Origin of the sequence: Aestuariispira ectoiniformans, from assembly GCF_025136295.1 — a bacterium.
Lineage (GTDB): Bacteria > Pseudomonadota > Alphaproteobacteria > UBA8366 > Aestuariispiraceae > Aestuariispira_A > Aestuariispira_A ectoiniformans.
Map to the genome: position 1 here is coordinate 2,563,502 of NZ_CP062788.1, position 19,830 is coordinate 2,583,331.

Genomic DNA, 19,830 nt, shown 5'->3' on the forward strand with positions numbered 1-19,830 from the left:
TAGGTGTATCGCTGAAAATCGTGTAGAATCCGGTTCTTCGCAAAGAAGACGGCCCTGTGGCAAATTGCTTGAGTGAAGTTTATGTCAACGCAGCCTGACACCATTACCCCATTGCAGAGGCGACTGGAGGTCGCGCTGTGGCTGACGGGTCTATATGTCTGCGTGGTAGCGGTTGCACCGTTCCTGCTTCAGGACGAACAGATGGCGCTTGCGGATTGGGGATATTATCTGACCGGCTTTATCGCACCGTTGGTCTTTGCCTGGATTGTCGCTGTGGTCTTCATGCAACGCCGCCAGTTGGAAATGCAGGGGGATGCCCTGGATCGGCTGCGCGCGGAAGTAAACAAGTCTGCTCTGGGCCAGCGAGAGTTAAGTGCCCAACAGGAGAGGATTTCGAAGATGTCCCTGCAGGCCGCGCGGGTTGCGGCTATTGAGGGGTTTGAGGCTCGTCTCGAAGGCAAAATGGCCCAGCTGTATAACAAGCAGATGAATCTGGTGAATTACTTTATCCAATATGCGGTGAAGTCCCGACATGAATCGCTCGGCAAGGACCCGCATTGGGATCAGATTTGTGAGTTTTACAAAGACTATCTGCCTGTTTTGACGGACGACGTCTGGGTAAAGCTGGACGAGGTATACCGGACGGTAGATTTTTATGACGACATGAACCGTCAGGCACAGGCCTATGGAAAGGGTTACGTCATCAACGCCGACATGCGGAACAGGGGTTTTCAACTCCAGAAGCTGCGTGAGGCGACGCAGGGCTATGCAAAATCACAATCCCGCGTCACCGGTCCCTGACTTTTCGAACTAAAACCCCAGTTGCGTGCGCCACCAGGTCGGCAGTGCAAAGGCTGCTGTGTGGACGGCCGCGTTATAATGTTTTCCGGTCAACTCACGGAAGGGATGCCGATAGTCGAAAGCATCCTTCGTATAGAGGAAAAAGCCGAACTCAGCGCCCGGATACATGGGGACAATGGACCGGTATCCGGCAACATGCGGGAAGAAATTGCCGGACCGCATGATTTCAAGCAGGCCTTTTTCCTCTTCGCTGCTGGTTTCCTGCAGGAAGCGGATTTTGTCCCGGCCAACGAAAATGCTGTCGGAATCAATGCAAACGCCATCGTCGGCAAGCACCGCCACCAATTTGTCCAGAAAGGCCTGTTTGAACAGGCTGGCCGATGGGCCGACCGGCTCGGTAATGTCCAGGAAGATCAGGTCGAATTGTTTGCCCTGGTCCAGGGCTTCGGCCACATAGTTGGCTGCATCGTCGCAGACGAGGGTGACGCGGGGGTCGTCGTAGTCGCCATTCACGGCAAGATATTCGTTGCTGATTTCAATGACGCGTCGGTCGATTTCCGCCATCACCACTTCCGATACATGGTCGTGAACCAACAGCTCCCGCAAAAGGCCGCCGTCGCCGCCACCGATAATCAGGGCGTTGAGGTTTTTGCGTTCGCGGCCCAGTACCGGAACATGGACGGCCATTTCGTGATAAATGAATTCGTCAGCCTGGGATGCCTGGATCAGGCCATCCAGAACCAGGACACGGCCGAATTCGGCGTGATCGTATACTTCAATAAGCTGAAAGGGGCTTTGTTCGCGATGCAGCAGCTTCATGTCCAGCGCATGGGTGAATCCCATCTGCGGCTCTTCATGCCACCAGTTGGCAAAGTCTGATTTTGCATCGGTCATGTTTGAAACTCTCCAGCCTTACAATTCGATTTCTGCCTATAAACGCGATGGGGAGGTCTGTCACGCCGTTAAATGGCGGTGTCGTCTTTCAGTTGATCAGGGTTCACCTAATGTTTGGTTGGCAAACCGCGATGTTGAGCGCAAACTGTTTGGGTTGTTTGCAATCTGGACAGGTCAATGGCCTGTGCAGTGTGAGTATTGGTAACCGGTGGTCGCAGGAGGGGCGTTTGATATGCGACATATGCCGAGCTTGAGTGCGTTGCGGGCCTTTGAGGCCGCCGCCAGAAAGTTGAGCTTTCGCCGTGCTGCTGAAGAGTTGAATGTGACGCATTCCGCCATCAGTCATCAGGTCCGGGGGCTGGAAGAAGGCTTGGGCGTGGCACTGTTCGACCGGTCCGCGCGATCGGTGACCCTGACCGAAGAAGGGGCCTTCTATTTCCCGATTGTCCGGGACGCCTTTGACCGCATTGCGGAGGGCACACGCTTTCTGACGGCGTCAGGCGCGCCAGGCGTGTTGACAGTTCAGGTTTACATCACAGTTGCAATGCGGTGGCTGGTTCCGCGTCTGCATGATTTTCATCGCCTGGAGCCTGGCGTGCAGGTGCGGCTGTCGACGTCCTATCTGGATTGGGAATTTGACCGCAGTGACGCTGATGTTGCCATTCTCTTTGTCAGAAAACAGCAACGGGACCTGCACTATGTGTCCCTGTTCGATGGCCTGCTGACACCGGTTTGCTCGCCGTCTCTCCTGGATGGGCGGAAGATGTTCGGCAAGGCTGAGGATTTGTCAGACTTCAATCTTTTGCGTGTCTACACGGCCCCGGATGAATGGGATGACTGGCTTGAAGCGGCAGGGGTGCCGGAACTCGCCTCAAAGTCGGGGCCGACCTTCGACAGTTATATTCTGGCAATTCAGGCAGCAATCGAAGGGCAGGGGGTCGCCTTGGTCAATGGCCCGTGGGCGCGGGAGGATATCCGCGCCGGGCGGCTTGTTAAACCCATCGACCGGGAGCTGCGGTATCCCGGTGCCTGGTGCATGGTGTGCAAGCGGGAGCGTCGAAACGAACAGGCGATAAAACGATTCCAGAGCTGGCTTCTCTCTCAGGTCGATTGCGACCCGGACATTAACGATTTGCGGTAGCTTTCAGCTAGTTGCAGCGGTATGGTGGTTGTAATGATGAATTCTTGTGGCCATAGCTGGTTCAATGTTGCCAAAGGCAATAGGTTTGCCTCTTAATGGGGCGCGTGCTGTTGGGAGGCGGTATTTAGAGGTGGTATGTTTGGGTTGCTGAATTCCATTCGGGCAAAGCTGTTGGCCGTGGTCTTGCCGCTTATTGCAGTGAGCATGATTTCGCTTTTCGCATTGCTTGAATACGCCAGCTATAGCGCGGCGGTGGGCGACCTGAAACAGCGCCTTCAGCAAAACACCCAGGTCCAGGCCCTGGCGCTTTCCAGCCCTCTGTGGAACTACGATATCCGCGCCATCGATCCGATTCTTCTGGCACTGGAACAGGATCCCGATTTCCTTTACGTCAAAGTTTATGATGTGACCGGCGAGGAAGTATCGTCGCTTGCTGCCGAAGGTCTAAGCGACGTCAAAGCGGCCTTCACCAAGACTTTGCCAATTGTCTATTCGGCGATCGACCATGAGGAGATTATCGGTTCGGTTACCGTGGCACTGCATGGCGAACGTATGCGCAGGGAGGTCATCGACCGGTTACAGCGCAACGCCCTGATTCTTGTCATCCTGATGGCTGTGATCGTGGCGGCGACGGTTTTGGCGACGGAACGGACAATCGGCTATCCCCTGCGGGAGTTGATGAATTCCATCGAACTGGTCAAGTCCAGTGATATCCGCACTCCTGTGCAGTGGTCTTCCACGGACGAACTGGGGGAGGTGGTAAAGGCGTATAACGAAATGTTGCGCCTGCAGGCTGCTGCGGAAAAGGGGATGCGCGAGAGTGAGGAGCGCGCGCGCGAATCAGAGGCGCGGCTGCGTGATGCGGTGAACTCCATGTCGGACGGCTTTGCCCTGTTCGACGCGGACGACGGCTTGATGCTTTACAACAAGAAATTCCTCCAGATGGTCCCGCGTGCTGCCGTGACGATCCATGAAGGCGTGACCTATGAGGACATCATCAGGGCCAGCGTCGCGGCCGGGCATTATCCCGTTGCCCAGGGCCGTGAAGAGGAATTTATCGCCGAATGCCTTGTGATGCATAGCTCCTACGCGGAACCGGCGACGGTCCGCCTGGACGACGGCAGATGGATTTTGTGTACGGAGCATGGAACCAGCAGCGGCGGCACGGTGGCGGTTCGCACTGATATCACCGAGTTGAAACAGCGTGAGATCGAGTTGCAACTGGCCAAGGAAGAGGCCGACGCCGCAAACCAGGCAAAGTCCCGATTCCTTGCCAATATGAGCCATGAATTGCGGACGCCTTTGAATGCAATCCTGGGGTTTTCCGACATTATCCGGCAGGAGATGTTGGGCATCGTAGGCCAGCCACGCTACAAGGAATACGCCGACGACATTCATGTCAGCGGGCGGCATCTGCTGGACCTGATCAACGATATTCTGGACGTGTCCAAGATTGAGGCCGGTGCTTTCCGGCCCAATGATGAAAACCTGGATGTAGACCGCATTATTGATGATTGTCTGCGCCTTGTTGAACAGAAGGCTTCCCGCAAGAAGCTGGTGCTGGAACGTGAGCTGCCGAAAGGGTTGCCACAGCTTAAAGCCGACGAGCGTGCGGTGAAGCAGGTGCTGTTGAACCTTGTGAGCAACGCAGTGAAGTTCACGCCGAGCGAAGGAACAATTACCGTCGGGGCGCATGTGAATGGAAATAGCGAGTTCCAGATCAGTGTGTCGGACACCGGGCTTGGTATGAATGAACAGGATGTCGAACTTGTCATGCAACCCTTTGGCCGGTTGGACAGCCCCTGGACCCAGTCAGAGGAAGGCACGGGGCTGGGATTGCCCTTGTCCGATATGTTGATGAAGGCGCATGACGGCGAATTGAGGATTGATTCCTGTCCCGGTGAAGGTACGACGGTCTATGCCGTTTTCCCGGAGAATCGTATCGTCCCTTTTGACGATAAGGCTGCAGCGGCACAGTCTGCCTGATTTTTCCTAATGTCTGGACAACGTCTGGACGGAAAGATAGAAAGCTTTCCTTCGCGTGTGATGAGTTGACTCTTGGTATGTAAATTTGTCTACTGCCGGGGTAGGCCAGTAGGGTGCCTTGCCGTGTCAGAATGCAAGGCGGCCTTATCGCCCGGGGCTTGGTGTGTTGGTGAGGGTAAGGTCCCATGACTTCTGCGGAATATCCGCAACCGATTAATATTGCTGAAGGGGCTCAGAACCGCAGCATGAAAGCGCGTTTGCGGCATCTGTTCCGTGAGCGTGAACTGCTTGTGCGCAGCGAAGGAAAAGTCACCTTCATCAGGCTCAGTTCCCGCCTTCAAATGGGTGTGGCCGCGATCGCGGCTGCGGGGGTTCTTTGGGGGGCCGGGGCGACTGTCGGGGCGGTCTGGAAAAACTATCAGCTTCAGGCGCGTTATCAGGAAATTGCAGAAGCCAGGCAGGCCTATGATCAGGTACTGCGGCAATTGGCGTCATACCAGCAAAAGCTTGAGGGGTTGTCCGGCAAGTTGGCGAAACATGCCTCAAGCGTTGCCAGTGTAGAAGGTGAAAAGGCGACCGCATTCAGTACGGACATGCAGGCCTTTCTCTCCACCGGACGGGAACTGGAACTGACGCTGAACCAGGCGGCCATTGATATCGACGTGCCGGAAGAACTGGAATCGAAGGCGCTGATAACTCCGCGGCGGATGTTGCACGCGGAAATCAAACAGCTTGAAGGAAATCTGGAGGACGCAAACCGCCAGATCAGGTCTCTGTCGACCCGTATTCAGGCAATGGACGCGACGATTGCCGCCCAGCATGCCGAGGTTGCGGAGCTTTCCGACAGCCGCAAGGAACTGGAACAACGCGTGGTCGCCCTGACGGATGCGCTGTCGCGGTCGAAGGATAATGGCGCCCGGCTTATTTCGGAACTGGACCAGTTGAAAGGGCGAATACGGCAGGCCTCCCGGGAACGCAGCCAATTGAACCATGAAAAGTCCGGCCTGGAAGCGGATCTGGTGGCGGCAAAGTCGAAACTGTCTGACATGTTATCCCGTCAGGAAGAGGCAGAAGAACGGCTCTATGCCTTGAATCGCAAGATCGTGAATGCGGTGCCCGTGAAGGCCACTTACACGCCCAGCGACGATGAGGATGCCTTGGCCCGGATTGACCAGTTGGAACAGTTTGGCAATGGCCTGATCGTGTCGCTGGAAAAGACACGTGCGGAGGCTGATGCCGCCAATGATGCGATCAAGAAGGTTCTGGCTGGCCTTAACCGGGTCGCGGGCTATGTGCCGCAAACTCAGAAAACCCGGAAGTCACCACCCGAACGAGCCCTGGCGCTGTTGCAGGAAATCGAAAGTCTTCACGATACGCAGCTCCACCTTGTGGAGCGGTTGAACGAAAACACGGATGTAAACATCACCCAGGCCGAAGCAACTTTGGCCGATGCTGGTCTGGATGTGGATCGGATGTTGAATCTGGCTGGCGCGAACAGCGGGCAGGGTGGCCCGCTGGTGACCGACGAATTTGCCGACGGCAATGCAACCGATCTTGCGATGAATGTGGCCGTTCTGGAAGCGAAGATTGATCGCTGGACGGCGCTGCAGGGCCTGTTGTCCTGTGTGCCGTTGATCCCGCCACTGCAATACTATCATGTGACCAGCAGCTTCGGCCCCAGGAAAGACCCGTTCACCGGTCGACGCGCCGTGCATGAGGGGATGGACATGGGGGCGGTTCCCGGCATGAAGGTCCGTGCAACCGCGCCGGGTGTTGTTACAAAGGCGGGGCGTGTATCCGGCTATGGTCGTTTGGTGGAAATTGACCACGGCTGTGGCATCAAAACACGCTATGGTCATCTGAAGAAGATATTGGTCAAAAAAGGCCAGAAAGTCGATCACCGTGCGGTTATAGGTAAGGTCGGAAGTACAGGCCGCAGCACTGGTCCTCACGTGCATTACGAAGTGCGTATCGGGGATAAACCAGTCAACCCGGCAACTTTCATCGAGGCAGGGCGTGATGTTTTCAAGGGGTAAATCCAGAAAGTCTCAGTCAAAACCGGAGGCTGCAGCGCAAAATACAGCGGGGGCAACGCCGCTTTCAGTGTTGGCGCCAAACCTTCGGGTCGTGGGCAACCTGGAAAGTGAGGGAGACCTGCAGATAGATGGCACCGTGGATGGGGACGTCCGCACCGTCAAACTGACTGTCGGCAAAAGTGCTGTTGTTAATGGCTCTATCTATGGCGAGGAAATCCGTATTGCAGGGACGGTGAACGGTGAGATTACCGCCCGCACAGTCATCCTCCTCGACAGTGCCAAAGTAACGGGCGATATCAATCATGACAGCCTCAGCATCGAAGCCGGAGCCTATGTCCAGGGCTTATGCAAACGTGTGGACGTTGAAGTCTTGAAGCCGCGCGACCTCAAACCCGTCGACCCGCCAGCCGGAAAAGACCAGGCCTCCTAAGGCTGGCAGGTCTTTCAGGTTCAAGACTGGGCAGGGCGGGTTATTCCGCCAGGATGCGCCGGTAAAGCTCCGAGTCCACATTGCCGCCTGACAGGACGGCCACGACGGTTTCTCCCTGAATATCCACCTTGCCTGACAGGAGGGCAGCCAGCGCAACGGAACCGCCGGGCTCCACCACGACCTTGAGGTCGTTGAAGGCCACTTTCATCGCGTGGGCAACGTCTTCATCGGAAACCGATAAACCACCGGCAAGCAGTTGCTGGTTGATCGGAAAGGTCATCTCGCCTGGCATCGGTGACAACAGGGCGTCGCAATAGGATCGTGCACTGGGCGCGTTGCCTTCCCGGGTGCCGCTTTTGAGGGACCGGGCGGTATCGTCGAAATCTTCCGGTTCGACGGCATAGACTGCGGCGTTCGGCATTTCGCTGTTCAGCGCCAGGGCTGTGCCTGCCACCAGTCCACCGCCACCGCAGGGAATTAGGACTTTAGACGGCGTAACGCCAAGGTCGCGGCATTGATCGGCGATTTCCAGGCCGATGGTGCCCTGACCGGCAATGGTCGGCAAAGCATCATAAGGCTTGATCAGTGTGGAGCCTCTTTCCTCACTGATACGAATACCGATTTCCTCCCGGTCTTCGCTGTAGCGGTCATAGAGGATGACCTCTGCACCATAGGCGCGGGTATTGGCAATCTTGATGGCGGGGGCGTCCTTGGGCATGATAATGACAGCCGGGATGTCTGTTTCCCTGGCTGCTGCGGCGACACCCTGGGCATGGTTGCCGGATGAAAAGGCAACAACGCCCTTTTTCCTCTGCCCGTCGTTAAGGCAGGCAATTGAATTCGTGGCTCCCCGGTATTTGAAGGACCCTGTTTTTTGCAGGCACTCAGGCTTCACCAGAAGCCTTGCGCCGAGGCGTTCATTCAATAAAGGGGCCTCAAGCAGAGGCGTAACCGTTGTCTTGCCCTTGATGCGTTGCGCGGCCTCGCGAACGTCGTCAATGGTCGGCAGTCGCTGGCCGTTTACTGAGGTAGGGGGACAGAAATTCATCAAGAGCCTCCAAGGATACCTGTTCTTCCAGGCTGGGAACATGTCCCACGCCGGGAACGACTACCGCCTTCATATGGGGATTGTTTTCTTTCATCTTCTCGAAGGTATCGGCGGTTAGAATGTCCGACTTCTCTCCCCGAAAAGCAAGCGCGGGGATGTCCTTCAACGACCGGAAAAGCGCCCAGAGATCCGGTAGGGGCCGTTTTTCCTTGAGAGGGACCACGATATTGGTGTCCCAATCATAGTGAAGCAGGCCATCGTCTCCTTCCCGGAAGGTGTTTTCCGCCAGTCTTCGCCATTGTTCTTCCTCTGTGAAACCTGTCATGGCAAACATTGTTTTGATGGTTGCAACAGCCTCATCCCAGTTTTTGATGGTCGGGGGATTGGAGAGATAGTCGATGATTCTCGCCATGCCATTGGGATTAATGTCGGGGCCGACGTCGTTGAGGATGGCACCCGCCAGTGCGGTTGGCATGGCAGCCCCCATGCCCATGGCAAGCAGGCCGCCGAGTGAGGTGCCAATCACAACGACCTGGTGAATGTTCAACGCCGTGAGAAGGTGGCGGATATCATCCAGATAGACGGTCGGCTGATAGGTCATCGCGTCTTCGGCGTAGTCGGATTTTCCACGGCCGCGATAATCCGGACAGATGACGCGATATCCCTGATCAGACAGGCGTGCGGCGACACGATGGAAATCCTTTGAGTTTCTGGCGAGGCCCCCAAGGCATAAAATGACCGCCCCCGGGTTTTCGCCGGTCTTGGGCGGATAGTCCCTGTAATAGAGTTTCAGGCCATCCTGGGCATGAAAATAGGCTTCGTGAAAATCCGTCATGTCGTGAGTTCTACTTCAGGAGGGCAGGGAGATCGTGCAGGGAGGACAGGATGGCCTGCGGCTTGCCCGGCAGCCTTTCCGCCGTCTGGCCGAAACGGTTGATCCATACCACCTGATAACCGAAATAGGCCGCGCCGGCGGCATCCCATGCATTGGACGACATAAAGCATATCTCCGATGGCGCGATATTCAGCTTGTCGACAGTCATCTGGTAAACCCGTGGGTCGGGCTTGAAGATACCGACGTCACTGACGGAATGAATGCCATCCAGGAAATCGGATATCCCCGCTGATTTCACCGCCGCATTCAGCATATCGGGTGATCCGTTTGACAGGATTACCGTTTTCAGCCCCATTTGCTGTAACTGGCTCAAGACGGTCGGAACTTCCTCATAGGCGCTTAACTCCCAGTAGAGCCCGAGCAATGTCTCCCGGATATGCGGGTCGTCAATTTCCACCGTCTCCATCGCGTAATCCAGGCCGTCCTGTGTGAGACGCCAGAAATCCTCATAAGCGCCCATGAGGCTGCGTAGCCAGGTATATTCGAGCTGTTTTTGACGCCATATCGCGGAAAGCCTGTCCGCCTTGTCGCCTAACATGTCCCGGCACGCCGCAGCGGCTGCATGAACGTCGAAAAGAGTGCCATAGGCATCAAAGACACATGCCTTGATGTTTGAGATTTCTGCCATGTCAGGGTTCGTCCGGTCGCTTGGGTGGTTTCGGGAAGGGGATGGTTTCGCCGGTCATGGTGCCAAGGGTCAGGGCGACATGCCGCCCTTTGAGCCGCTGCTGGTAGACGATGACGTTTTCCATCACGCGCTGAACATAGTTGCGCGTTTCATTGAAGGGGATCATCTCGATCCAGTCGATTGCTTCCTCCAGTGACGTCCTGGGATCGCCGTAGTTTCTCATCCATCGCTTGACCCGATGCGGACCCGCATTATAGCCGGCAAATGTCATGGGGAGGGACCCGTTGAATTTATCCATGAGGGTCACGAGGTATTGCTGTCCCAGGTGCAGATTATATTCAGGGTCCTGTGTCAGGCGTGACTTGTTGTAGGAGACCTGCGACACCCGCGCGATCCTTTTGGCGGTCGTGGGCATCAACTGCATCAGACCAAGAGCACCGGCATGACTGTGCGCTTCAAGGTCAAAGGCGCTTTCCTGCCTTACCACGGCCATGACAACGGCAGGGTCCAACGGACGATAACGGTTTCGCGGCAGCGGGGGATAGCCGCTTTCCGTCAGGAAGACGTGATGCTGGCTTGCTTTCCGGGCTGTGTAGACGGCCAGGTCCGGGCGATCCAGATCGCGGGCGAGCTGTCCAATCTGGGTCAGGGTGGCGCGGTCTTCTGTGGTCTGGGCAAGGTATCTGACAAAGTTGCGGACAAGGTCATCGGCATTGGCTGCGGCGAGCATCCTGATGAGGCGGGGAAGCTCTGCTTCGTCGAAGTTTTTGCGCTCTGCGGCGGTCGGACGGTATTCGGCACTGATACGCGGCCGTTCCGCGTATGTCAGGTGATTGGCGGCCATTTGTCCGTAGAAACGGGTCGGGAACTGGGCGGCAATCCTGAACCAACTTGTCGCCTCCACCTTCTTGTTCTCAGCCAGGAGGGCACGCCCTGCCCAGTAGGCACCGCGTGATTTTGATATCGGATAGGAAACCGCGTCATACATTCTTGTGAAATGCTGATAGGCGCGCTCAGGTTCCTGCAGAAAGCGCAGGGCAACCCAGCCGGCAAACCATTCGGCCTCGGCGTAGGCGTAACCGCCCGTGGCCGTATGTTGCGCCGCAAGCCTGTAGGCCGTCGTGATCCGCCCTTCTTCAAGGGCCCAACGGGCAAGCCTTGCGCGTTCACGCCACCAGAGGCTTTCGTGGCCGGTCTGTACAGCCCGGGACTGCTGGAGCAGGTCGATGGCCGCCTCATACATGCGTTTGTTGCGCCGCCAACGGACACGTTCGTAAATCAGGCCCGAATCCGTTTGCAGGGATTTGGGAACCTTTGCGATCAGACGGTCCACATTGCCGGAGCGATGGCGTAATGCAATCCGCGCGTCTGTAAGGGCGCTGATCTCCTTCGGTAGGTGCTGGGCCTGGCGTTTTCCCGCCGATGTCTTGCCCTCCCACAAAAGCCGCTCCAACCGTGCACGGTTATCGTCCTGTGTCATCCAGTGGCGATAATATTTGCGCAACGTCTTCTCGTCGCGGGGACTCATGTCAATGTTGACCCAGCCACGGCGCAGTATGTGCTTGGCGCTGTCTGTGCGTCCTTTTTTGTCCAGGGCGCTGACATAGTGGAACAGGCCGTTTCCGGTCAGTGGCGGATTGTCTTTGAAGAACGCAATCAATGCGTCATCGGGTGTTTGACCGTCTATTCTTTCTTCTGCGCGCCGCTGCAGTATGTGAAGCAGGGGGTAGTCGGGATTATTTATGATGAAACGGCTGATTTCCGAAAAGCCTGCCGTGTTGCGGCGGTTCCGGTAATATTGCCATTGCAATGCTTTGAAGGGCAGCTTCTCAGCCGCGCGCCGGGCATGCCGGAAGGCGGCATTCCACTTGTTGTGCTCGGCAGCGCGAAAGGCGGTTTCATATTCGCTGCGGTCCTGCGTGGAAAGCGTGGCAGCCACAGCAGGTCCACCGCATAGTTGCGCCGCCACCATACCTGCCAATAAGACCGGTGCGGCGGCACGTGCGAAGACGCGCATATATTTCGGTATGCCGAAAATAGAAACCTCCCTTAACCGCTGCCGTCGCCAAGCCGACAGTATAAGTGTAAGTCGCCGCTGATTCCGCTACAAGGGGCAGCATACCCGCAAATGATAAAATACCATGATTAACAGATGATAAAATCACCTTGATTAAGCACCGTGCGCTTCTATTCGCTTGTGCTGACGCACGGCAGTTTGTATGTTCCGGCTTTGCTCGGTTTCGGGCGTTTCTTCAAGACTATATCGACCCAAAGGAGTCATCTAATGCCTGCAATGTTTCATGGATCGCTCACAGCACTGATCACGCCGATGACGGCTGATGGCGCTGTTGACGAGAAGGCGTTCCAGAACTTCGTGCAGTGGCAGATTGATGAGGGTACACATGGTTTAGTTCCGGTGGGCACCACCGGCGAATCTCCAACCCTCAGCCACGCGGAGCATGAACGCGTTATCGACCTTTGTCTTGAAGTCGCCAAATCGAAGAAACGCCCGGTTATTGCCGGTGCCGGTTCCAACAGCACGGCCGAGGCGATTTCCCTGACGCAGCACGCTGCCAAAGTAGGCGCGGATGCGGCCCTGGTTGTGACGCCTTATTACAACAAGCCGACCCAGGAAGGCCTGTATCAGCATTTCAAGGCTGTCGCGCAGTCTGCCGATATTCCGATCTTCATCTACAATATTCCGGGCCGCAGTGTGATCGACATGTCGGTTGAGACCATGGCGCGTCTGGTCCGGGACTTCCCGAATATTGTCGGTGTTAAAGACGCAACGGCCGATCTTTCCCGCCCGTTGGAAACCCGTGTCGCGATTGGCGATAAATTCTGCCAGCTTTCCGGCGAGGATGCGACTGTTGCCGCGTTCCTGGCGCAGGGTGGTCATGGCTGTATTTCCGTGTCGTCCAACGTTGCACCGGGGCTTTGTGCGAAACTGCATAACGCCTGGATGGAAAAAGACTGGGCGACTTTCGAGGAAGTCCGTGACCGGCTGCTGCCGGTTCACGAGGCAATGTTCTGCGAAAGCTCGCCGGGTCCGGTGAAATATGCAGCCAGCCTGCTGGGGCTGTGTGGGCCTCTGGGCCGTCTGCCGGTTGTTGAGATTTCCGAAGGCAGCAAGGCAACGGTCAAGGCTGCTTTGGAAAAAGCCGGCCTGCTGTCCTAAGCGGCAATAAAGTTCAGTATTTGGTGTAAGTCATGGCGGGTAAGAACAAGAACGCAAAGAAAAAAGCTGCCTTGTTGGAGTCGGGTACGGTTGCGCGCAACCGCCGCGCCCGCCATGACTATGCCATTGAAGAAGAGATTGAAGCGGGGATCGTCCTGACCGGGACGGAGGTCAAATCCCTTCGAAGCGGAACCTGCAGTCTGAGCGATGCCTATGCGGGTCCAAAAGACGGCGAGATCTGGCTGTTCAACGTCTATATCGGTGAATATCCCCACGCCCATAAAAAACAGCAGCACGAACCGAAGCGACCGCGTAAGCTGCTTTTGCACAAGCGCGAGCAGAACAGGCTGCTTGGTGCGGTGAAAAGGGACGGGATGACGCTTGTGCCATTGGCGCTTTATTTCAACAAGCGCGGCATCCTGAAACTGTCTATCGGGCTTGCCAAAGGTAAAACGTCCGTCGACAAGCGTCAGACAATCAAGGAACGCGATTGGAAGCGCAGCCAGGGCCGCATTATGCGGGACCTGGGTTAGGGCTCTATCCCCTCAGCGATGATTTTAACAAGCCGGTCCAGGCTTGCCTGCCAATGGGGATTGTTTTCAACAAAAGCATAGTTCAAACGGATGTAGTTCGGATAGAGATTGGATACCGAAAACATTCTGCCGGGCGAGGTCGCGATACCGGCGGCTAATGCCTTCTCATATATCCGATATCCGTCGACTGCCTCCGGCAGTCGCAGCCAGCATAGGAAACCACCCGTCGGTTGGGTAAGGCAGCAGCCAAGATCCATCAAGGATGAAAGCGCATCGCGCAAGACGCAGAAGTTGCCTTTGTAATGCCGTCTGATTTTCCTCAGATGCTTCTGGTAAAGTCCGGCCTGCAGGAAATCAGTCACACCATCGCTGATCAGATTCACATTCCCCAGGTTTGCCATGATGAGGCTGCGTTCGATCCTGTCCTGATAGCGTCCCCCAGTGATCCAGCCCAATCTGAGCCTGGAATCAACGGATTTGGACAGGGATGACAGGCAGACAACCCGGCCGGAATTGTCCATGGAACGCAGGGTCGGAGGTATATCGCCAAAGCTGACATCGCTGTAGACGTCGTCTTCGATGATCGGCAGGTCGCCGGTCAGGGCGAGAAGCCGGCGGCGTGCGGCTTCCGGCATCGTGAACCCGGCGGGGTTATTAACTGTTGGCGCGGTCAGGACGGCCTTGACCGGCCACTGCCTCAACACGTCGGCCAGCGCATCCAGATCCATCCCGTCGCGTGTGTTCGTCGGAACTTCTATGACTTTGAGGCCATGGGCTTCGAGGGAAAGCAACGTACCGAAATAGCAGGGAGACTCAACCGCGATCACATCACCCGGTGCGGTCAGCGCCTGTAACGTCGCGGACAGGGCCTGTTGGGCACCCTGCGTTATCAGGATGTCTGAAGGCGGCTGGAATTCTCCTCTCAAGGCGTGTTGGCGCGCGATTGCCTGCCTCAACGTAAGGGAGGCGGCGGGCATGCGGTAATGGCTGATCTGGTGAACTTGTTGGCGGGCCTGGCGGGCAATAATCCGGTAGAGTTTGTCGACAGCAGGAAAATCGGTGCGGGGGTGGGCGGAGCCCATATGGACGAGATCCTTGCGGGAGGCGTCCCGGAGAACGGACAGGATCAGTGATTGCGTGTCGACGTCCCGCGGCTCCAAACGCTCTGACTTGGCGAGTGGCGTTGTTAGTTGTTCTTCGACGATATAGCCGGACCGGGGCAGGGCCCGTATCGTTCCATTGGCTTCCAGCTCCTGATAGGCGCGTATGACGGTATTCAGGCTGACGGACATATGTTGCGCCATCTGGCGAAGCGACGGTAGCTTGTCCCCAGGGTTCAGGATACCATGCTGATACTGTTCTTCGATTGCGCCAATAACCTTCTGATATTGCATGTCTGTCAATCTGTATCTGTCGATTTGATGGAAACTGTTTCTTTTCAGGAATACTGTACCTGTATAGAACCGGATTCAACAAATGGAAGTTTTTCAGGGGAGCGTGAGCTCATGTTGCAAAAGATGGCGCCAGGAATTTTCGTGCTTTTGTGGAGCACCGGTTTCATCGGTGCGAAATTCGGGCTGCCCTTTGCTGAGCCGCTGACCCTGTTGACGATACGCATGGCGTTGAACCTTGTGGTTTTCGCCGCGTTCGCATGTCTGGTGGGGTCGAAAACGGTTCGGCCCCGCCAGGCCGGGCATGCCATGGTCGTAGGGGCGCTTATTCACGCGGTTTACCTGGGCGGAGTTTTCTGGGCGATCTCAAGGGGGATGCCTGCCGGATTGGCGGCCCTTGTGGTTGGCCTGCAGCCACTGGTCACGGCCATCCTGTCGATCTTCTGGTTCCGGCAATATCTGTTGCCGGTGCAATGGGGCGGTATGCTGCTGGGTTTTGGCGGTGTGTTTCTGGTTCTCAGCGGCCGGTTTGACTGGTCCATGCTCAGCGGAGAACTGTTCTGGCCGGTCGCGGTATGCGTCAGCTCCCTTTTTGCGATCACCATTGGTGCTATGTATCAGAAACGCTTTTGCGGGAATGTCGATTTGGTCTGGGGGGCCTTCTGGCAGTATTTTGCAGCCCTGGTTGTCTTGGCACCAATTGCTTATACGACCGAAAGCATGCATGTGAACTGGACGCCGACCTTTATTGCAACCATGGGGTGGCTGGTTCTCGTTCTGTCTTTTGCTGCGATTTTGTTGCTGATGTATCTCGTGCGCCATGGCGACGCATCCAAGGTCGCCTCTCTGTTCTATCTGGTGCCGCCACTGGCCGCGCTGGAGGCGTTCGTTCTCTTTGATGAGCGTTTCGGTTTGATTGGTGCTGCGGGGTTTGCCGTGACCGCGGTCGGCGTCTATCTGGTGATGCGTCCGCCGCGTCGCCGGGTTGTTGTGGTCGGTGGGGCTGATTGATTACCCCACCGATCCCGGAAACCGCATTTAATTGAAGCGTGCGATGCTGAAGGCATCAATATTCACGGACGGTGCCTGACCGCTGGCCAGGTCGGCGATTACCTGGCCCGTGCCTGCGGCCTGCGTCAGCCCGAGATGCCCGTGGCCGAATGCGAAGAATGCGTTTTTGTGTATGGGGGAGGCACCGATGACCGCAAGGCTGTCAGGGGTGGACGGGCGATGCCCCATCCATTCCTTGGCACCTTCCTCCTGAAGGTCGGGTAGATAACGCTGGCCCAACTTCAAAAGAGCCTTGGAGCGTTTGAAATTCGCCGGTGCATCGAGACCGGCAAATTCGGCTGCCCCGCCGATGCGCAGCCCGATGTCGAGGTGAGACAAGGCAAAGTGGCCTTCCGCGGACATAATCGGATGGTTCAGGCGGACGCCGGGATTGGGAAGCGTGGTGTTATAGCCGCGTTCGCTTTCCAGCAGAACTTTGCTTCCCAGTTTCCTGGCAAGCGTCTTGGACCATGCTCCGGCAGCGACGACGACCTTATCAAAGAAGATTTCCCGGCCATCTGCGCAACGCACGGCGATCGGGACATTCTGGTTGAAGGTGAAGTCCAGCGCCTGTCCGGAAATGATCTCACCGCCCAGCGACAGGAAATGATCCGCAAGGCGCGTCGCGATCCGCGCCGGGTCCGACACGCGGGCATAGCTTGGGCAGTAGACGGCATGCTTGAAGATCGGTGCCAGGTCCGGTTCCCGCTCGTGCAATTGCTCTGGCGTTAGCGGTTCGAAAGGAACACCGCGTTTGCGGTAGAGGTTCCAATAGGCTTCGTCACCCTTGTAGGCGGCCTCTGTCTCATAGACCGTGATATTCCCGGTCCAATGTATTTCATTGTGAAGGCCGGCCTCCTTGGAGATGTCCTTCCAGCTATCGGTTGTCAGCTCCATAAGCGCCGCCGCCGCCGTGGAGGTCCGCTCCACCTGATCCCAGTTGCCCGCCCGCATGAAGCGCCATAGCCAGGGCACAAGAGCGGGGAGGTGGGACCAACGTATGGCAAGTGGTCCCAATGGGTCCAATAGCCAGCCCGGTACATGCTTGATGATGCCGGGCATGGCCATGGGCACGACTTCCGATACAGCCAGGCAACCGGCATTGCCGAAGCTTGCCTCCTGGCCGGGTTGACCCCGTTCCAGGATTTGCACATTAAAGCCGGCCTTTTTCAGGTGGATCGCGCATTGAATGCCGACGATGCCGCCACCAATGACCAGTGCCTTTTGTGTCTGTTCAGTTGCCTGACTGTTTGTCATTTCGTAATCGTTGCCCTGTTGGATATTGTTCTTAGCCGAATGTATAAGCGGTTTTCACCGTTGTGAAAAACTCCGCAGCATAACGACCTTGTTCGCGACTGCCAAAGCTTGATCCTTTCCGGCCACCGAATGGCACGTGATAGTCAACACCGGCGGTCGGCAGGTTTACCATCACCATGCCTGCCTTGGCATTAGCCTTGTAATGTCGTGCATATTTCAAGGACGTCGTGCAGATGCCGGACGATAGACCAAATTCAGTGTCGTTGGCCAGATACAAAGCCTGTTCATAGTCTTTTGCCTTGACGACACTGGCGACCGGCCCGAAGACTTCCTCCTGGTTGATGCGCATGCCGTTTTCGGTTTCGGTAAACAGGGCGGGTTGCAGATAGAAACCGTCCTTGCTGCGTTCCAGGCGATCCCCGCCGAAGGCCAGCGTCGCGCCTTCGGCTTTGGCAATGTTGATATAGTCCAGATCCTGGGTAAGTTGGCGTTCGTCCACAACGGGCCCAATATGCGTACCCTCTGCCAGGGCGTCGTCCACTTTCAGGCCCTGGAGTTTTCCGATGACGGCGTCGACGAAACGGTCGTGGATGCCTTCTGTCACGATCAGGCGGGAGGAGGCGGTGCAGCGCTGTCCGGTGGAGAAGAAGGCGCCATTGACGGCACAGTCGACCGCGATGTCCAGATCGGCATCGTCCAACACGACCAGCGGGTTCTTGCCGCCCATTTCCATCTGGAATTTCGCCATGCGGGCGGCGCATTTGGCCGCGATCTGACTGCCGGTTGCGACCGAGCCGGTGAAGGTAACACCATCGATCCGGCGGTCGGTGACGATTTTCTCGCCGACGACCGAACCGCGTCCCATGACCAGGTTGAAGACACCGGTGGGCAGGCCGGACCGGGAAAGGATTTCGGCAATCGCCCAGGCACAGCCCGGAACCAGGTCTGCCGGTTTGAAAACGACCGTGTTGCCATAGCAAAGGGCAGGGGCAATCTTCCAGGCCGGAATGGCAATGGGGAAGTTCCAGGGCGTGATGATGCCGACAGTGCCCAGGGCCTCACGGGTGACGTCCACCTCGACACCGGGGCGAACAGAGGCGAGGTGGTCGCCTGTCAGGCGCAGGGCCTCACCGGCAAAGAATTTGAAAATCTGACCGGCGCGGGCTGCTTCGCCAATACCCTCGGGCAGGGTTTTGCCTTCTTCCCGGGCAAGCAGACGACCAAGTTCTTCCTTACGCGCCAGGATTTCATTGCCGACGAAATCCAGAATGTCATGGCGTTGTTGCGGCGTGGATTGTGACCACTGATCCTGTGCGATAGCCGCGGCGGCGATGGCGTCTTCGACATCCTGCTCGGTGGCGCGGGCATACTGGCCGACGATGTCGGATGTGTCGGACGGGTTGATATTGGAATTGCTGTCCACAGACGTGCGGAACTCGCCGGCGATATAGTTGCCAAACTGCTGCATCATTCTCTCCTAAGTCTTTAGATTTATTTCAGAAGAAAGCCTTTGGCCAAAGGGTCTTCGGCCTCGATGGTGAACTGGGAGCGGCCTGTGTAATAGGACTGTCCGCTGACGCGGGCGCGGACTGCGGGAAAGTCACCGCAGCGTGTTTCTTCGGCTATTTCGCCCGTGAAGAGGCAGCCGGTAACGCTCTCGAACAGGCGTTGTTGACCGGGTTTTATCTGACCGCGCTTGGCCTGGGCGGCGATGCGTGCGGTGACGCCGGAGCCGGTCGGGCTGCGATCCACCTGGGCATCGGCGAAAACGCATATATTCGCGGTTGGCTCTGCACTGAATTCGTCATTGCCGTCGGTCAGGATCGTGCCATAGAGGAAGGCAAGGTCGGGATCATCCGGGTGGTGCAGGGGAATCTGGGCTTTGACTGCTTCGGTGACTTCTGTTGCTGCATCGACAAGATCCCGTGTGCGGGACTTTCGGACGTCGAGGCCGAAGGTGTCGGCAGGGGCAAGGGCATAAAAGGCACCGCCATAGGCGATATCCACCTCCACCGGTCCGTAGGTTGGTGTTGCCGCCAGACGGCTCAGGGCAAAGGCGAAAGCGGGGACACTGTCAAAGGAGACCTGTCCGGGAACGCCCTTTTCGACCTGAACATGCGCACGGACCAGACCGCAGGGGCATTCGATGTTGACGGTGGTTACCGGTTCGACGACCGGGACGAGGCCCTTGTCAATGGCATAGCGCCCCAAGGCGATGGTCGCGTGGCCGCACATTGTGCTGTAACCCTCGTTATGGGTGAACAGCACAGCCAGATGCGCCTCCGGATGGGATGGGGGCACGGGGATTACGCCATACATGTCGTAATGGCCGCGGGGCTCGAACATGAGGGCCTTGCGGAAGTGATCCAGATTGTCGCGAACATAGCGCCGCTTTGCCAGAATGCTGCCCCCCGGAATGTCGGGATATCCGGTTTCGATGATGCGAACCGGCTCCCCGCCGGTATGCATTTCCACAGTTTCAAAGACCGGCCATTCCTTGTCTGCCATTCCCGGCACACTCCCAATCAAATTGCATAGAAAGCTCGTTGTGACTCCCATCCT

At 56.9% G+C, this 19,830-nt stretch carries 17 protein-coding genes; 8 read left to right on the top strand and 9 right to left on the bottom strand.

Translation table 11 applies throughout. From position 1 onward, the window contains the following. Positions 1 to 81 precede the first annotated feature (81 nt). Complete coding sequence (locus IF205_RS11905; protein WP_259779587.1) at positions 82 to 801, top strand: hypothetical protein; 720 nt, start codon at positions 82 to 84, stop codon at positions 799 to 801. A 9-nt stretch (positions 802 to 810) separates the two neighbouring features. On the opposite strand, the gene IF205_RS11910 is transcribed toward IF205_RS11905, so the two are convergent. After that, entirely contained in the window at positions 811 to 1,695 is an 885-nt protein-coding gene (locus IF205_RS11910; protein ID WP_259779588.1) for a spermine/spermidine synthase domain-containing protein, read from the bottom strand. A 232-nt stretch (positions 1,696 to 1,927) separates the two neighbouring features. Between IF205_RS11910 and gcvA the strand changes: the two genes are divergently transcribed. From gcvA to IF205_RS11930, 4 genes are all read left to right on the top strand, one after another. Beyond that, positions 1,928 to 2,836, top strand: a complete 909-nt coding sequence (gcvA, locus tag IF205_RS11915) for a transcriptional regulator GcvA (protein WP_259779589.1) — start codon at positions 1,928 to 1,930, stop codon at positions 2,834 to 2,836. 135 nt (positions 2,837 to 2,971) lie between these two features. After that, complete coding sequence (locus tag IF205_RS11920; RefSeq protein ID WP_259779590.1) at positions 2,972 to 4,822, top strand: ATP-binding protein; 1,851 nt, start codon at positions 2,972 to 2,974, stop codon at positions 4,820 to 4,822. Between the two features lie 185 nt (positions 4,823 to 5,007). Further along, a complete protein-coding gene (locus IF205_RS20600) occupies positions 5,008 to 6,858 on the top strand; it encodes a peptidoglycan DD-metalloendopeptidase family protein (RefSeq protein ID WP_311195691.1) in 1,851 nt (616 codons plus the stop codon). A gap of 67 nt (positions 6,859 to 6,925) precedes the next feature. Beyond that, positions 6,926 to 7,288 carry a bactofilin family protein gene (locus tag IF205_RS11930; protein WP_259779591.1) on the top strand — a complete coding sequence of 121 codons (363 nt, stop codon included), beginning with the start codon at positions 6,926 to 6,928 and terminating at the stop codon, positions 7,286 to 7,288. A gap of 40 nt (positions 7,289 to 7,328) precedes the next feature. On the opposite strand, the gene IF205_RS11935 is transcribed toward IF205_RS11930, so the two are convergent. Genes IF205_RS11935 through IF205_RS11950 form a run of 4 tightly spaced genes read right to left on the bottom strand, consistent with a single transcriptional unit; the run spans position 7,329 to position 11,876 of the window. Further along, positions 7,329 to 8,336, bottom strand: coding sequence for a threonine ammonia-lyase (locus tag IF205_RS11935; protein WP_259779592.1), 1,008 nt, complete (start codon positions 8,334 to 8,336; stop codon positions 7,329 to 7,331). Then, complete coding sequence (locus IF205_RS11940; protein ID WP_259779593.1) at positions 8,284 to 9,171, bottom strand: alpha/beta fold hydrolase; 888 nt, start codon at positions 9,169 to 9,171, stop codon at positions 8,284 to 8,286. The genes IF205_RS11935 and IF205_RS11940 overlap by 53 nt, the downstream gene beginning before the upstream one ends. Positions 9,172 to 9,181: 10 nt before the next feature. Further along, positions 9,182 to 9,859: a haloacid dehalogenase type II gene (locus tag IF205_RS11945; protein WP_259779594.1), complete on the bottom strand. Its 678-nt coding sequence runs from the start codon at positions 9,857 to 9,859 to the stop codon at positions 9,182 to 9,184. A 1-nt stretch (position 9,860) separates the two neighbouring features. Next, positions 9,861 to 11,876, bottom strand: a complete 2,016-nt coding sequence (locus tag IF205_RS11950) for a lytic transglycosylase domain-containing protein (RefSeq protein ID WP_259779595.1) — start codon at positions 11,874 to 11,876, stop codon at positions 9,861 to 9,863. Between the two features lie 276 nt (positions 11,877 to 12,152). Here IF205_RS11950 and dapA point away from each other — a divergent pair, with 276 nt between their 5' ends. After that, positions 12,153 to 13,037 (top strand): 4-hydroxy-tetrahydrodipicolinate synthase, encoded by an 885-nt coding sequence (gene dapA / locus IF205_RS11955; protein ID WP_259783275.1) that lies wholly within the window; start codon positions 12,153 to 12,155, stop codon positions 13,035 to 13,037. Between the two features lie 32 nt (positions 13,038 to 13,069). Then, positions 13,070 to 13,570, top strand: coding sequence for an SsrA-binding protein SmpB (gene smpB / locus IF205_RS11960; RefSeq protein ID WP_259779596.1), 501 nt, complete (start codon positions 13,070 to 13,072; stop codon positions 13,568 to 13,570). Here the strand turns inward: smpB and IF205_RS11965 are convergent. Beyond that, positions 13,567 to 14,964, bottom strand: coding sequence for an aminotransferase-like domain-containing protein (locus tag IF205_RS11965; protein WP_259779597.1), 1,398 nt, complete (start codon positions 14,962 to 14,964; stop codon positions 13,567 to 13,569). The two genes, smpB and IF205_RS11965, sit on opposite strands and share 4 nt — an antisense overlap. Before the next feature lie 111 nt (positions 14,965 to 15,075). Here IF205_RS11965 and IF205_RS11970 point away from each other — a divergent pair, with 111 nt between their 5' ends. Beyond that, positions 15,076 to 15,972: a DMT family transporter gene (locus IF205_RS11970; RefSeq protein WP_259779598.1), complete on the top strand. Its 897-nt coding sequence runs from the start codon at positions 15,076 to 15,078 to the stop codon at positions 15,970 to 15,972. Between the two features lie 27 nt (positions 15,973 to 15,999). Here IF205_RS11970 and IF205_RS11975 read toward each other — a convergent pair whose 3' ends face one another. From IF205_RS11975 to IF205_RS11985, 3 genes are read right to left on the bottom strand one after another with little or no spacing between them, the layout of a single operon-like run. Further along, on the bottom strand, positions 16,000 to 17,268 hold the full coding sequence (locus tag IF205_RS11975) for an NAD(P)/FAD-dependent oxidoreductase (protein WP_259779599.1): 1,269 nt from the start codon (positions 17,266 to 17,268) through the stop codon (positions 16,000 to 16,002). 31 nt (positions 17,269 to 17,299) lie between these two features. Beyond that, the gene (locus tag IF205_RS11980) at positions 17,300 to 18,739 is read right to left on the bottom strand and encodes an aldehyde dehydrogenase family protein (RefSeq protein WP_259779600.1); all 1,440 of its coding nucleotides are present in this window, start codon (positions 18,737 to 18,739) and stop codon (positions 17,300 to 17,302) included. A gap of 20 nt (positions 18,740 to 18,759) precedes the next feature. Then, positions 18,760 to 19,776 carry a proline racemase family protein gene (locus tag IF205_RS11985; protein ID WP_259779601.1) on the bottom strand — a complete coding sequence of 339 codons (1,017 nt, stop codon included), beginning with the start codon at positions 19,774 to 19,776 and terminating at the stop codon, positions 18,760 to 18,762. Positions 19,777 to 19,830: the final 54 nt, after the last annotated feature.

Excerpts from the sequence above, each read along its gene's own strand:
- IF205_RS11905 (WP_259779587.1), top strand. The coding sequence starts at position 82 with ATGTCAACGCAGCCTGACACCATTACCCCATTGCAGAGGCGACTGGAG.
- IF205_RS11910 (WP_259779588.1), bottom strand. The coding sequence starts at position 1,695 with ATGACCGATGCAAAATCAGACTTTGCCAACTGGTGGCATGAAGAGCCG.
- gcvA (WP_259779589.1), top strand. The coding sequence starts at position 1,928 with ATGCGACATATGCCGAGCTTGAGTGCGTTGCGGGCCTTTGAGGCCGCC.
- IF205_RS11920 (WP_259779590.1), top strand. The coding sequence starts at position 2,972 with ATGTTTGGGTTGCTGAATTCCATTCGGGCAAAGCTGTTGGCCGTGGTC.
- IF205_RS20600 (WP_311195691.1), top strand. The coding sequence starts at position 5,008 with ATGACTTCTGCGGAATATCCGCAACCGATTAATATTGCTGAAGGGGCT.
- IF205_RS11935 (WP_259779592.1), bottom strand. The coding sequence starts at position 8,336 with ATGAATTTCTGTCCCCCTACCTCAGTAAACGGCCAGCGACTGCCGACC.
- IF205_RS11940 (WP_259779593.1), bottom strand. The coding sequence starts at position 9,171 with ATGACGGATTTTCACGAAGCCTATTTTCATGCCCAGGATGGCCTGAAA.
- IF205_RS11945 (WP_259779594.1), bottom strand. The coding sequence starts at position 9,859 with ATGGCAGAAATCTCAAACATCAAGGCATGTGTCTTTGATGCCTATGGC.
- IF205_RS11950 (WP_259779595.1), bottom strand. The coding sequence starts at position 11,876 with ATGCGCGTCTTCGCACGTGCCGCCGCACCGGTCTTATTGGCAGGTATG.
- dapA (WP_259783275.1), top strand. The coding sequence starts at position 12,153 with ATGTTTCATGGATCGCTCACAGCACTGATCACGCCGATGACGGCTGAT.
- smpB (WP_259779596.1), top strand. The coding sequence starts at position 13,070 with ATGGCGGGTAAGAACAAGAACGCAAAGAAAAAAGCTGCCTTGTTGGAG.
- IF205_RS11965 (WP_259779597.1), bottom strand. The coding sequence starts at position 14,964 with ATGCAATATCAGAAGGTTATTGGCGCAATCGAAGAACAGTATCAGCAT.
- IF205_RS11970 (WP_259779598.1), top strand. The coding sequence starts at position 15,076 with ATGTTGCAAAAGATGGCGCCAGGAATTTTCGTGCTTTTGTGGAGCACC.
- IF205_RS11975 (WP_259779599.1), bottom strand. The coding sequence starts at position 17,268 with ATGACAAACAGTCAGGCAACTGAACAGACACAAAAGGCACTGGTCATT.
- IF205_RS11980 (WP_259779600.1), bottom strand. The coding sequence starts at position 18,739 with ATGATGCAGCAGTTTGGCAACTATATCGCCGGCGAGTTCCGCACGTCT.
- IF205_RS11985 (WP_259779601.1), bottom strand. The coding sequence starts at position 19,776 with ATGGCAGACAAGGAATGGCCGGTCTTTGAAACTGTGGAAATGCATACC.